Source organism: Pseudorhodoferax aquiterrae (assembly GCF_014652235.1).
GTDB classification, from domain to species: Bacteria; Pseudomonadota; Gammaproteobacteria; order Burkholderiales; family Burkholderiaceae_C; genus Pseudorhodoferax; species Pseudorhodoferax aquiterrae.
On the sequence record NZ_BMYK01000017.1, the window covers coordinates 1 to 12937 of the forward strand.

The following is a 12937-nucleotide window of genomic DNA, read 5'->3' on the forward strand; positions in this document are numbered from 1 at the left end:
AAGTACCCACCAAAGAAAATGCCAGTCAGCGCTTAACTGACTGGCATTGGGCCTGGGCTGGTATCTGCAATGGGCCCAGGGCTGGGCCGCCTACGCCAACATGTACGCCGCGCTGCTGGTCATGGCCGCGCTGTGCTCGGGCCTCATCACGCTCCTGTTCACGGTGCGCGACCGCGTGCTGTCCTGGCAGAAGGGAACGGTCAAATGGTGAACGCGGTGCAGGTGGCACCGGCCGTCAGCAAGGGCGCCCGGATCGCGGTGCAGCAGGTCAGCCACTGGTTCGAACAGAAGGGCAGCGCGCTGCAGGTGCTCGATGGCGTGGACCTCACGGTCGCGCCGGGCGAGTTCGTCGCGCTGCTGGGCCCCAGCGGCTGCGGCAAGTCCACGTTGCTGCGGCTGGTGGCCGGGCTGGAGCCGGCCACCACCGGCCAGCTGACGCAGGACGGCACGCCGATCACCCGACCCGACCCCTCGCGCATCGTGGTGTTCCAGGACCCCACGCTGTTCCCCTGGCGCACGGTCTGGGACAACGTGGCACTGGGCCCGCAGGCCCGCGGCCTGCTCAAGGACCAGCGCGCGCGCGTGGATGCGGCGCTCAAGCTGGTCGGCCTGTCGGACTTCGCGGCCAGCTTTCCGCACCAGCTCTCGGGCGGCATGGCGCAGCGCGTGGCGCTGGCGCGCGCGCTGGTCAACGACCCGCAGTTGCTGGTGCTCGACGAACCGCTCGGCAAGCTCGACTCGCTGACGCGCATCGCGATGCAGAGCGAGCTGGTCGCGCTGTGGCAACGCGCCGGCTTCTCGGCGCTGCTGGTCACCCACGATGTGGAAGAGGCGCTGTTCCTGGCCCAGCGCGTGATCGTGCTGAGCGACCGGCCCGCGCGCATCACGGCCGAGCTCAAGGTCGACCTGCCGTACCCGCGCCAGCGCGGCCACCAGCGGCTGGCCGAACTGCGGCACGAGGCACTGCGCCATCTCGGGCTGGACGCCACCTGGTGAGCGATGCCGCCTGAGGCCGAATGGCTGAACCAGCTCATCGCCGCGCTGCAGTCCGCCCAGTCCGCGCTGTTGCGGCTGCTCGATGCGGTGGGCCTGGTGCAGCCGCTGGACGGCCAGCCGGCTTGGCCATTCGCCTGGCGCCTGTCCGGCGAGAACCTTCTGATCGACCTGGGGCAGGCACGCCGCCTGGGCTGGACGCTGGCGGCGCTGGCCGTGGCCGCGCTGCTGGTGCTGCTGGCCCTGTGCTGGCGGCGCGGGCGCTGGTACGTGTTGGCCAGCGTGCCGCTGTGGCTGCTGGCCGCGCCCTGGCCCGATTCGCGCGTGCTGCTGGTGCCCGCCACGCCGGCCAGCTTCCACCGTTCGCCGACCGGCTTCTCGGCCCGCGCCATCGTGCAGGGCCAGGCGCTCTACGCGCAGCACTGTGCGGCTTGCCATGGCGCGGACGGTCGCGGCCAGGGGCCGCTGGCGGCGGCGCAGCCGGTCTGGCCGCCCAACTTCGCCGGGCCGCTGCTGTGGCGGCGCGCCGATGGTGACCTGTGGTGGCATGTGCTGCACGGCGTGCGCGGGCGCCAGGGCGAGGCCACGATGGCTGGCTTCGGCGACCGCCTCTCCGGTGCCGAGGCCTGGGCGCTGATCGACTTCATGAAGGCCCAGGGGGCCGGGCAGGCCTTGCGCGTGGCCGGCTTCTGGCCGCAGCCCGTGGGCCTGCCCGATGTGGCGGTGCGCTGCGCGGGGCAGGGCGAGCGGCCGCTGCGCAGCTGGAACGGCCAGCGCATGCGCGTGGTGGCCGAGGGCCGGGCTGCGGCCACGGTGCTGGAAGACCCGCGCTTCGTCACCGTGCTGCTGCGCCAGGCCGCAGCGCCTGGACCCGCAGCGGTCGATTGCGTGGCCAGCGACGCTGCGGCCTGGCAGGCCTTCGCGTTGATTACCGGCAGCGATGCCCTGGCCGGCACGCAACTGCTGGCCGACCGCCATGGCTGGGCCCGCGCCCGCGCCGTGCCGGGCCAGGCCGGCTGGTCCGAGGACGACCTGCTGTGCCGCACGGAGGGCCAGCCGCGGGGGCGGGCAGAGCGTGCGGCGCCCGACGGCCTGTCGGCCCTGATCGCGGCCATGGACGCCGAGCCGGTGCGTTACGTCAAGGGCGGCTTCGTGCACTGAACTCCGATGGCCGAACCGGGGCGCTTGCGTGCGCCAGCGATCGGTCCTACGCCAGCAGCAGCGCACGCATCATTTATCCGTCGCGGCGCGAATGCACGCTGCCTACACTGCCGCCATGCCTCTGGAACTTCTGTGCGTGGACGCCGACGACACGCTATGGCACAACATGCGCCACTTCGACGCGGCCGAACGTGCCTTCCTGACCTTGATGGAGCCGTTCGTCGAAGCCGGTGTGGCGCGCGAGCGCCTGGAAGCCGTCGGCACAGCCAACCTGAAGCTCTACGGCTATGGAGCCAAGAGCTTCACGCTGTCGATGATCGAGACGGCCGGCCTGCTGTGCGGGCAAGCGCTGTCGCCTTCCATGCTTGCCTCCATGCTGGAAGCGGGGCGCGCGTTGTGCGCCCATCCGGTCGAGCTGTTCGACGGCGTGCAGGAGACATTGGCCGGGCTCTCGGAGCGGGTGCGTCTGGTGCTGGTGACCAAGGGTGACCTGCTGCACCAGGAATCAAAGCTGGCGGCTTCCGGGTTGGGCGAACTGTTCGAGAGCGTGGAGATCGTGAGCGACAAGACCGCACAGACCTTTGCCCGCCTGTTCGAACGCCACGGCGTCGATCCTTCGCGGGCAGGCATGGTCGGCGACTCGCTGCGCTCGGACATTGCGCCCGCGCTCGCAGCGGGCGGGTGGGCGGCACACGTGCCCCATGCCATCACCTGGATTCACGAACGTGCGCAAGAGCCTTCCGGCCACCAGCGCTACGCCCGTCTGGAGCGCTTCCAGGACGTTCCGGCCTGGCTCGACCAGATCGCCTAGCCGCCGATGGTTTCCACCAAGCGCGCGGCCGTCCCGTCCGACAAGATGAGGCGCGTCCAGCGGCACACGCTGTCACGGATGGGCACGAGCTGGGACCGGTTGCTGCCGGTCTCGAACACCACGGGCTCGGGCACGGCCAGGGCGTACCAACCGCGGTCCTCCAAGCCTCGCTCGACAGCCATCAGGGGCTCCGTGGCAAAGCGCAGCAGCGAGGTACCGAGCAGCTGGCTGCAGTCGCGGCCCAGCTCACGTGCCCGCACCCGCGAGCACGCCAGCAGCCGGTGGCTGTGGTCGCAGACCAGGTGCACTGGCCGCGTCGTGTCCTCGATCAGCTGGGCCAGCACCCTGTCCGCAGCGGTGGCCAGCCGCGCCGACACCAGCGCCTCGACCCGCCTGCGCTCCGGCGCCTCCATGCGCTGCAGGCCGGTTTCCCAGCGCGATATGGTGGCCTGGGCGACACCGAGCATCTCGGCCGCCGCCGATTGCTTGACCCGATGCAGCAGCCGCCAGCGGCGCAGCGCAGCACCGAGCGCCGCCGAGCGGTCTTGGACGAAGGGCGGTTCCATCATTCGCAACGACATGGACATGACAAGGATGACGACAACGGAGGAAGAGCCGAACGGGAAGGGCAGCGCAGCAGGGCGAGCCCGCATCGATTGTCGCGGACCGCAGCGCCCGCGCAGCCCGGGCACACCGAAGATGGTCGCCCCCCGGTCCGGGACGGACGCCCCGGGTCGACCGCATCCAGTGCCGCACATGCGGCATGAACCTGGACGCGCACGATGCAGCGCCTGACCCTGGACCGGCTCGCACCGTTCGCGTTGTTGGTTCTCGGCACCGTGCTCGGGCTCGCCGGGACCGATCTGGTGCTGCCCGCCATTCCAGCGCTGGCCCGCGACCTGGGCGGCACGCCGGCCGAGGCCCAGTGGGTGCTCGCTGCCTTCACGGCCGGTGCCGCTGCCGGCCTGTTGTTGTTCGGAGCGCTCGGCGCGCAGCAGGACTGGAGGCGCCTGTTGATGGTGTCGGCGGCCAGCTTCGCGGCCGTTTCGCTGGCGGCAGCGTGCGTGGATTCGATCTGGCTGCTGATTGGCCTGCGCTTCGTTCAGGGTGCGTGCGGCGCCGCGGCTGCGGTCTTCGCGCCGGCCGTGATCCGCGCGCTCTTCCAAGGGCCGCACGCGGTGCGCGCGCTGGCGGCCTTCGGCAGCATCGAAGCGATGGCCCCGGCGCTGGCGCCGCTCGCGGGCGCGGCATTGCTGGCGCGCTGGGATTGGCGTGCCAGCTTCGCCGTTCTGGCCGCGTTGGGTGCGCTGCTGGCGCTGGCGCTGCGCTGGCAGGCAGGACGCTTGCCGGAGCGGCTGCAGCTGGCGGCCGACGGCAGCTACGTCCGGCTGGCGCGCAACCGGTGCTTCGTGCGGCTTGCGCTGTCGCATGCATTCAGCCTCGCCGCGCTGCTGGTCATCGTCTTCGCGGCGCCGGCCGTGTTCAGTCGGCTCAGCGACGCCCCGGTCAGGGCCTTCGTCACCATGCAGATGGTCGGCATCACCGCATTCGTGCTCGTCGCCAACGGCGCCGGCCTGGTCATCGAGCGCTTCGGCGCCCTGCAGCTGCTCCGGCTTGGCAGCCTGCTCAGCGCCGTCAGCAGCGCAGCGATCTTCGGCGCAGCGCTGCTCGGCATGGGCCAGACCCCGGTCATCACCGTCTTGTTCGTCCTGTTGTGCACGGGTTTCGGCTTCCGGGCGCCGATCGGGTTCCACGCGGCTTTGACAAGTGCGCAAGGCGACGACACCCGAGCGGCAGCCTGCATCGTGGTCGCGATGCTGCTCACCACCGCGCTGGGAACGGCGGTCGTGGCACCCTTTGTCGATTCGGGGATGGCTGCTCCGGCGGCCGTCGCCTGGCTGCTCGCCTGCACTGCCGCCGTGTTGGGTTGGCGCACGGCAGCTCCGCCCGCTGCGGGCCGCGCTGCGTAGGCGGGGGGGCGGGCGCGGAAAGCGCCGTGGTGTCCCGGCACGGGACGACTCGACCTCGATGGACCGGCATCCATCGGCCCGAAGGGATCCTCTACGCGCAGCGCATATCCATAGACGATTTGCCCAGGGGCGTGGCAGCCGGCCCTCATGCACAATCGCCACCCCATGCACGCCTTGCTCCGCCTGATCGCCCGCATGCCCCTGGTGGCAGGCCGGCGGCCGGGCGCGGGCCTGGTGCGCGCCATGCTCGCGCTGTTCCTGCTGTCGCTGGGCGCGGCCATCGCCTCGCCCATCATCCAACCGCAGGCCATGGAGCTGATCTGCTCGGGCGCCGGCATCGTCAAGGCCGTGGTCCACACCGACGACGGTGTGCAGGAACTGGGCGACAGCCACCTGGACTGCCCACTGTGCGTGCTGGGCGGTGCGCCGCCGCTGCCATCCACGGTGGCCCTGCCGCCCGTGCTGCCGCTGGGCCATGCGGTCCAGTCCATCCCCGCCGCGCGCATCGCCGCGGCCACCGCGGCGCCGCTGCCGGCGCGCGGCCCCCCCTCGCTCGGCTGACATCGCCATCGACGGCGCAGCACCGCTGCGCCCTTGTTTTGCCATGCAGCGGCGGGCCGCGGCCCGCCTTTCGAGAGAGTCTTCCATGCACAAGATCACCGTGCTGTTGTCGGGCGCCGCCCTGACCGGCGCAGCCCTGGCCCAGGCCGCAGACGATGCGCCCGAGCGCCAGAAATCCCTGGGCGTCGTGACCGTCAGCGGCGGCCAGCCCACCTCGCTGCCCACGCAGATCCCGACCACCATCGAGGGCGTCACGCGTGCCCAGATCGCCACCACCGTCAACGCGACCGACGCCGAGGACGCGCTGAAGTACCTGCCCAGCCTCCTGGTGCGCAAGCGCTACATCGGCGACTACAACCACGCCATCCTGTCCACGCGCGCCTCGGGCACAGGCAACAGCGCGCGCTCGGCCGTCTATGCCGACGGCATCCTCTTGTCCAACTTCCTGGGCAACGGCATCGCCAACGGCACCAACTACGCGCCGCGCTGGGGCCTGGTCACGCCCGAGGAGATCGAGCGCGTGGACGTGATGTACGGCCCGTTCTCGGCCGCCTACCCCGGCAACTCGGCCGGTGCCGTGGTCGACTACGTGACGCGCATGCCGAAGAAGCTGGAGGCCCACATCCGGCTGGGCTATGCGGCCCAGCCCAACAGCCTGTATGCGACGGACCGCACGTTCACGTCCTGGCAGACCAGCGCCTCGCTGGGCAGCAGGAGCGGTGACTGGTCCTGGTGGCTGGCGCTGCAGCGCGGCCGCAGCGAGGGCCAGCCGCAGACCTTCGCCACGGCGCTGCAGTCGGCCGGCCAGGCCGGCGGCAACGGCGTGCCGGTCACCGGTGCCGTGCCCGGGCGCAACCTCACGGGCCAGCCCTGGTGGCTGCTGGGCAGCGCCACGCAGTACACCACGGTGCAGGACCAGGCCAAGCTCAAGCTGGCCTACGACATCAGCGCGACGCTGCGCGCGAGCTACACCCTGGGCTGGTGGCAGAACCAGTCCGAAGGCCGGTCGCAGAGCTGGTTGCGCGATGCCGCGGGCAACCCGGTTTACAGCGGCCCGGTGCGGATCGACGGGCGCAGCTACACGCTGGGCGCCACGGCGTTTCCCTCGACCGACGACGACCAGACGCACTGGATGCACGGCTTTTCGCTCAAGAGCCGCACGCAGGACACCTGGGACTGGGAACTGGTGGCCAGCCTGTACGACTATGCCAAGGACCGCCAGCGCACGCCCACCACCGCGCTGCCGCAGGCGGCCAGCGGCGGGCCCGGCACACTGCAGTCCCAGGACGGCACGGGTTGGAACCAGCTCGCGGCCAAGGGCACCTGGCGACCGCAGGGCGTGGGCGGCGCGCACACCGTGGACTTCGGCGTGGGGCGCGATGCCTATGAACTCAACATCGTGAAGACCGCCGTGGCCGGCGACTGGCGCAGCGGCGAGGGCGGCGCGCTGCAGAGCCAGGTCGGCGGCCGTACCAGCACCTGGTTCGCCTGGGCGCAGGACGCCTGGGCCTTCGCCCCGCAATGGAAGGCCGTGCTGGGCGCGCGCTGGGAGCACTGGCAGGCCGAGGACGGGTTGAGTGCCAGCGCGAGCAGCCGGCTGGCCTACGCGCAGCGCAGCCAGTCCGATGTCTCGCCCAAGGCCGCGCTGGCCTGGCAGCTGACGCCGCAGACCGTGCTCGAGGCCTCGCTCGGCCGCGCCGTGCGCTACCCCACCGTGGGCGAGCTCTACGGCGCGACCTCGGGCGGCGCGCTGGACTTCGTCAACGACCCGAACCTCAGGCCCGAGAAGTCCTGGACCAGCGAACTCACCGCCGAGCGCGACCTGGGCACGGGCCTGGTGCGCGCCACGCTGTTCCGCGAGACCACGCGCGACGCCCTCATCAGCCAGCTGATCCCGGGCAGCGCCGTCTCGCGTGTGCAGAACGTGGACAAGGTGCGCACGGTCGGCGTGGAACTGGCCGCCAACGCGAGCGACGTGGCATTGCGCGGCCTGGACCTTGGCGGCAGCCTGACCTTTGCCAACAGCAAGACCGTGGCCAATGCGGCCAACCCGGCCAGCGTCGGCAAGTGGCAGCCGCGCGTGCCGCGCTGGCGCGCCACGGCGCTGGCCACCTGGCGTGCCGACGACCGCTGGTCGGCCACGCTGGCCGCGCGCTACAGCGGCCGCCAGTACAGCAACCTGGACAACAGCGACACCAACCCCTTCACCTACTTCGGCGCCAGCCGCTACCTCACGCTGGACCTGCGCCTGCGCTGGCAGATCGACCGGCAGTGGTCGGCTGCCTTCGGCATCGACAACCTCAACAACCAGCAGTTCTGGGCCTTCCACCCCTATCCGCAGCGCACCTACCACGCGCAACTCCAGTTCGACCTGTGACACAAGGATCACCGTCATGCGCTCTTTGCTCCTGCCCCTGATCGCCGCCGCCGCGCCGGCCTTCGCCCACGTCACGCTGCCACCCGGCGGTGCCGCCGCCGGAAGCGACTACGAGGCCGCGTTCCGCGTCGGCCACGCTTGCAAGGACACGCCGGCCACCACGGCCGTCACCGTGCGCCTGCCTGAAGGCTTCACGTTGACCGAGGCGCTGCCGCGTGCGGGCTGGCAGCTCAGCAGCAGCGCCCGCGAGGTGCGCTGGACGGCAGACGCCGCCAGTGCGCTGCCCGACAAGGAGCGCGCCGAGTTCGTCGTGCGCGGCAAGCTCACGGCCACGCCGGGCACGCTGTGGTTCCCGGTGCGCCAGGACTGCGGCACGCAAAGCGCCGACTGGGCCCAGCTGCCCGGTGCCGACGCCAGCGCCAAGCGGCCGTTCCCGGCCGCGCGGCTCGAGGTGCTCGCGCCCGGCGTGGCCGCCGTCGACGTGAAGAACGCCTGGGCGCGCCCCAGCGTTCCAGGCCAGAGCGGGACGGGCGCCTTCATGCAGCTCAGCGCGCCGCAGGGCTTGCGTCTGGTGGGCGCTTCGACGCCGCTCGCGGGCGTGGCCGAACTGCACGAGATGCGCATGGACGACAACACCATGCGCATGCGCGAACTCAAGGACGGCCTGGCGCTGCCCGCGCGCCAGACCGTGGAGCTCAAGCCCGGCGGCTACCACCTGATGCTGATGGATCTGAAACAGCCGCTGGCCAAGGGCACGCAGCTGCCGCTGACGCTGCGTTTCGTCGATGCCCAGGGCCTGGCCAGCCAGCGCGTGCTGCAGGTGCCGGTGGGCGTGCCCGAAGGGGCCGCCGCGCCCGCAGGTGGCCACGTGCATTGATCCACCGAATGTGATGCCGCATGCTGCCCGATGCATTCCGGTGATTTCCAGATATTCGGTTGACATTGGGAAATCACCGAATATCAAGAACGATCGTCGGAATATCTGACAGCTCGAGATTCTCATTTTTTCCGCCGGAATGGAAGGTCCATGACGGCGATGAAAAATCGCTGCAAGGGCACGCGGATTGCTGATTATCCGGGGTCAACCCTGGTTGGCTTTTCTCTGTTCCAGCATTTGAGGATCTGTTATGCGACCCATCACATTCACCCGTATCGGCCTGGCGGCCGCCTTGGCCCTGGCCGGTGCGGCGGCTTCGGCGGCGCCTGTCACCACCTGGACCTACAGCATCACGAGCGCGTTCGACACCGATCCCTCGGTCACGACCTTCGTGAGCTCGGGCACCAACCCCGCCAACCCCGTCAACAGCAATACCAGCTACTGGGTCAGCGACACGCTGCTGCAGTGGGGCCAGAAGAGCGGCAGCATCGCGGCCGGCACGCGCAGCGGCCTGGAGATCACGAACACGCCGGCCACTGGCACGGTGGACACCAACGGCGTCTTCGTGGCCGCCAACAGCTACACGCACTACAACAACAACGCGCTGGGTGCCAACAGCTACACGCTCTCCACCACCAAGATCGATTCGGTGCTGACGCTCTACGCCGATGGCTTCGAGCAGGCATTTTCCACGGCCTACAGTGTTTATTTCCTGGAGACGCCCAACACCAACGCCACCTGCCCTGTGAAGGAAACCAACCCCTGCAGCGACATTTTCGTCCTGGTGGGTTCTTTCGGTGAATCCTTCGTCTACAACGGCTATGAATACAGCTTCGAATTCGTCTCCGATCCCTCGTTCACGCAATTGACCGACGCGCAATGCGTGGCGGCCGGCTACGAGGCCGGCTGCTACGGTTTTGCCACGCCCGAAGGGCAGGACTACACGGTGAACTTCGCCTTCCGCCTGGTCGCCACCGAGGTGCCGGAGCCGGCCTCGGTCGCGCTGGTCGGCCTGGGCCTGCTGGGCCTGGCCGGCATTCGCCGGCGCAAGGGCCGGCAGCCGGGCTGATTCAACCTTGGGCCACCGCGCGCAGCGCCGTGCCGCTGCGCTGGCCCACATGGCGCGCGGGGCCCACCAGCCACTCTTGCGCGGCCGCGCGCCCCGCGTCACGCAGGCGCTCGAGGAAGGGCAGGTGCGCGATCAGCCGCGTCTCGCCGCGCAGCGCGGCCAGCACCGGCGCGCCGTCCACGAGGTGCCAGCGCGCGCGGGCGATCCGCGCAGCCACGCCGCCGCCGGGCCACCAACGCTGGCCGGCGTCGGCCTGCAGCGTGGCCAGCAGCTCCAGTTCGCGCAGGAAGGGCGCCTGGAACGCGATGTCCGTGGCGCGCTCGGCGATCTCGGCGCGTTGCCGCGGCGTGCGCGCGTGCTGGCGCGGCGCCAGCAGCACGAGCAGGGTGTCGGCGGCGCAGCGCGCATCGGCCAGCAGCGGCAGCAGCGCCGGGTTGGCGCTGTAGCCGCCATCCCAGTAAGGCTCGCCCGCGATGTCCACAGTGTGGTGCAGCGTGGGCAGGCAGGCCGAGGCGAGCAAAGCGTCCAGCGTGAGTGCGGCGTTGTCGAACACCCTGAGCCGACCGCTGTTGGCATGCGTGGCTGCGATCGCCAGCCGCGGCGCGCCCACGCGGCGCAGCGCCGTGAAGTCCAGCTGCTCGGCCAGCAGTTCGCGCAGCGGATCGCGGCCCAGCGGGTTGAGCTCGTGCGGCGCGAACAGCTGCGACCACTGCAGCATGAGCCGCGCCAGCGGGTTGAAGGCCAGCGCATCGTCCTGGCCCACTGTCAGCCACTCGAAGGGCACGCGCGTGCCGATCGCGCTCCAGAAACCGGCCAGCGCCGCGCGCGCGGCCGGGGGGCCGCCTTGCACCAGGCCATGGGCCAGCAGCACGCCATTGATGGCGCCGGCGCTGGTGCCGCTGATGCCCGCGAGGGCGAAGCGGTCGGCCTCCAGCAGCGCGTCCAGCACGCCCCAGGTGAAGGCACCGTGCGCGCCGCCGCCCTGCAGGGCCAGGTTCAGGGCCGGACGGTGCGGGGCGAGAAAGGGCAGGGTGGGCCAGCGCATGCCCGCAGCATGCCATGCCCGGCTGTCAAGGCTTGCCGCGGTAGCGGCCGGGGCGTGCGGCGCCCTCGATGATCTCGTGCCAGGACTTGCCGGCCGCCTGCAGTTGCTCGGCCGAAGGGCCCAGCGCGTTGCCGTAGCGCGCGCGGGTCCAGGCCTCCAGGCGGGCCAGCTCGTCCGTCGGCGTGCCGGCGCGAAAGCGCAGCTTGAGCGCATTGCGCTGCGCCACGATCCAGCGCGCCACCTGCTCCGCGCTGTTGCCCGCGGCGAGCCGTTGCGCGGCCGCGGTGCGCAGCGCGGCGACCTCGGCTTCGTACTGCACGCGCAGCGGCTCCGCCATGGTCTTCAGCGGCGCGCGCCGCGCTTGCCCGCGGCCGGGGGCTGGGCCGGCCTGGCCGCGCGCAAGGCTGCGTCCCAGGCCAGGCGGGCCCAGCGCGCGGCCTCCTCACGGTCTTCGAAGACCTCGGCCGGCGCCTCGTGGTAGTTCATGCGCGCGGTCTGGCCCTGGCGCGCGTATTCGAAGGGGGGCAGGCCGCGGGCCTCGAACGTGGCGCGGCTCTGCGCGTCGGTCTTGAGGTACAGCCGCCCGCCGGCGACCAGCGCGAACATGCGCCCCCCGTGGAACACGCCATGGCCGCCGAACATGCGGCGCACCGCAATGCGGCCGAAACGCTCGAACACCTCGTGCAGGTTGTCGCTGAATTCGCTCATGGGGCCGCGGTTCGGTCCCGGCTGGCGCGGCGCTGCTCGCGCAGCATGAACAGGTACAGCCCCTCGACCTTCTCGCGCGCCCAGGGCGTCTTGCGCAGAAAGCGCAGGCTGGAGGCGATGCTGGGATCGTGCGTGAAGCAACGCACGGGGATGCGCTGGCCCAGGCCCGGCCAGCCGAAATGGGCCACGAGCGCGGTCAGGATGCGCTCCAGCGTGAGGCCGTGCAGCGGATTGCGCGGTTGCGCGGGCGGGGAGGGGGGCAGGCTGTCGTTCACGTGGCGATGCTGCCACAGACGGCCGCGGGTTTGCCTGCCTCGCCTTGGCGCGCACACGGGCGCAGAATCGGCCCCCCCTTCGATGCCCGTACCATGAACACCCTCGAGAAGATCCTGCTGTTCGGCGCCGCACCCACCGTGCTGGCGCTGTCGCTGCTGGAGGGCGTGCTGCTGTCGCGCCGCGGCGGCTACGACTGGCGCGCCTACGGCGTCTCGCTGTTCGACTATGCGGGGCGCATCGCGCTCACCGTGTTCGTGCCCTTCACCATCGCCGCGCCGCTCGTGCGCTGGGTCGAGCAGCACCGGCTGGGGACGATCCCGGTGGATTCGGCCGGCGCGGCGCTCGCGCTGTTCCTGTTGCTGGAGTTCTTCTACTACTGGCTGCACCGCGCCGGCCACCGCGTGCGCTGGTTCTGGTGCAACCACGCGGTGCACCACACGCCCAACCAGCTGAACCTGGGCGCTTCGCTGCGCATCGGCATGTTCGGCAAGCTGACCGGCAACGTGGTGTTCCTGCTGCCGCTGGTCTGGCTGGGCTTCGAGCTGCGGCAGGTAGCGGCCGCGCTGACGCTGAACCTCCTCTACCAGTTCTGGCTGCACGCCACCTGGATCCCCAAGCTGGGCTGGCTGGAGCACTGGCTCAACACCCCCTCGGCCCACCGCGTGCACCATGCGGCCAACCTGGAGTACCTGGACGCCAACTACGGCGGCGTGCTGATCGTGTTCGACCGCCTGTTCGGCACCTATGTCGCCGAGCGCGAGGACCTGCCCTGCCGCTACGGCCTGGTGCATCCCATGACCAGCCGCAACCCGTTCACTGTGGAGCTGGCGCAGTGGCGCGCGCTCGCGCGCGACCTGGCGCGGGTGCGCAGCCTGCGCGCGCTGCTGGGGCACCTGGCCATGCCGCCGGGCTGGTCGCCGACGGGCGCGCACGAGACCACCGAGGCGCTGCGGGCGCGGGCGGCCGTCCCTGCGGGCGCGCCGCTCAGCGCGACCCAGGCGCCGCGCCTGCGAACGGATCCCTGAAGCCGCGCCCGGCCCGCGGCAGGGCGGCCGCGGCGTCGGAGCGGGCCCGTCAGCACGGGCGGCA

General features: G+C 71.2%; 14 protein-coding genes and 1 pseudogene. 10 read left to right on the top strand and 5 right to left on the bottom strand.

All coding sequences use genetic code 11. From position 1 onward, the window contains the following. Positions 1-49: 49 nt before the first annotated feature. The 4 genes and pseudogenes from IE209_RS21835 to IE209_RS21850 all read left to right on the top strand — a co-directional run. Positions 50-211, top strand: a pseudogene (locus IE209_RS21835) (ABC transporter permease); the annotation flags it as partial. Then, on the top strand, positions 205-996 hold the full coding sequence (locus IE209_RS21840) for an ABC transporter ATP-binding protein (RefSeq protein WP_189689028.1): 792 nt from the start codon (positions 205-207) through the stop codon (positions 994-996). The pseudogene IE209_RS21835 and the gene IE209_RS21840, both read left to right, overlap by 7 nt. Before the next feature lie 3 nt (positions 997-999). Then, positions 1000-2154 carry a c-type cytochrome gene (locus IE209_RS21845; RefSeq protein WP_189689029.1) on the top strand — a complete coding sequence of 385 codons (1155 nt, stop codon included), beginning with the start codon at positions 1000-1002 and terminating at the stop codon, positions 2152-2154. Positions 2155-2290: 136 nt separating this feature from the next. Beyond that, positions 2291-2965: an HAD family hydrolase gene (locus IE209_RS21850; RefSeq protein ID WP_229882989.1), complete on the top strand. Its 675-nt coding sequence runs from the start codon at positions 2291-2293 to the stop codon at positions 2963-2965. On the opposite strand, the gene IE209_RS21855 is transcribed toward IE209_RS21850, so the two are convergent. Further along, positions 2962-3534, bottom strand: a complete 573-nt coding sequence (locus tag IE209_RS21855; RefSeq protein WP_373305400.1) for a helix-turn-helix domain-containing protein — start codon at positions 3532-3534, stop codon at positions 2962-2964. The two genes, IE209_RS21850 and IE209_RS21855, sit on opposite strands and share 4 nt — an antisense overlap. Before the next feature lie 213 nt (positions 3535-3747). Here IE209_RS21855 and IE209_RS21860 point away from each other — a divergent pair, with 213 nt between their 5' ends. From IE209_RS21860 to IE209_RS21880, 5 genes are all read left to right on the top strand, one after another. Then, positions 3748-4935 carry an MFS transporter gene (locus tag IE209_RS21860; protein WP_189689031.1) on the top strand — a complete coding sequence of 396 codons (1188 nt, stop codon included), beginning with the start codon at positions 3748-3750 and terminating at the stop codon, positions 4933-4935. Positions 4936-5130: 195 nt separating this feature from the next. Continuing rightward, on the top strand, positions 5131-5496 hold the full coding sequence (locus IE209_RS21865; protein ID WP_189689138.1) for a DUF2946 family protein: 366 nt from the start codon (positions 5131-5133) through the stop codon (positions 5494-5496). Positions 5497-5581: 85 nt separating this feature from the next. Continuing rightward, a complete protein-coding gene (locus IE209_RS21870; RefSeq protein ID WP_189689032.1) occupies positions 5582-7873 on the top strand; it encodes a TonB-dependent receptor in 2292 nt (763 codons plus the stop codon). Between the two features lie 16 nt (positions 7874-7889). Continuing rightward, positions 7890-8750, top strand: coding sequence for a copper chaperone PCu(A)C domain-containing protein (locus tag IE209_RS21875; protein WP_189689033.1), 861 nt, complete (start codon positions 7890-7892; stop codon positions 8748-8750). 250 nt (positions 8751-9000) lie between these two features. Beyond that, the gene (locus tag IE209_RS21880; protein WP_189689034.1) at positions 9001-9819 is read left to right on the top strand and encodes a THxN family PEP-CTERM protein; all 819 of its coding nucleotides are present in this window, start codon (positions 9001-9003) and stop codon (positions 9817-9819) included. A 1-nt stretch (position 9820) separates the two neighbouring features. Here the strand turns inward: IE209_RS21880 and IE209_RS21885 are convergent, their stop codons facing one another. Genes IE209_RS21885 through IE209_RS21900 form a run of 4 tightly spaced genes read right to left on the bottom strand, consistent with a single transcriptional unit; the run spans position 9821 to position 11847 of the window. Next, the gene (locus IE209_RS21885; RefSeq protein WP_189689035.1) at positions 9821-10864 is read right to left on the bottom strand and encodes a patatin-like phospholipase family protein; all 1044 of its coding nucleotides are present in this window, start codon (positions 10862-10864) and stop codon (positions 9821-9823) included. Positions 10865-10889: 25 nt separating this feature from the next. Next, the gene (locus IE209_RS21890) at positions 10890-11201 is read right to left on the bottom strand and encodes a hemagglutinin (RefSeq protein ID WP_189689036.1); all 312 of its coding nucleotides are present in this window, start codon (positions 11199-11201) and stop codon (positions 10890-10892) included. Positions 11202-11206: 5 nt separating this feature from the next. Next, positions 11207-11572, bottom strand: coding sequence for a TfoX/Sxy family protein (locus IE209_RS21895; protein WP_189689037.1), 366 nt, complete (start codon positions 11570-11572; stop codon positions 11207-11209). After that, positions 11569-11847: a VF530 family protein gene (locus IE209_RS21900; RefSeq protein WP_189689038.1), complete on the bottom strand. Its 279-nt coding sequence runs from the start codon at positions 11845-11847 to the stop codon at positions 11569-11571. Before IE209_RS21900 ends, IE209_RS21895 begins: the two co-directional genes overlap by 4 nt. 93 nt (positions 11848-11940) lie before the next feature. Between IE209_RS21900 and IE209_RS21905 the strand changes: the two genes are divergently transcribed. Next, on the top strand, positions 11941-12873 hold the full coding sequence (locus tag IE209_RS21905; protein ID WP_189689039.1) for a sterol desaturase family protein: 933 nt from the start codon (positions 11941-11943) through the stop codon (positions 12871-12873). Positions 12874-12937 lie beyond the last annotated feature (64 nt).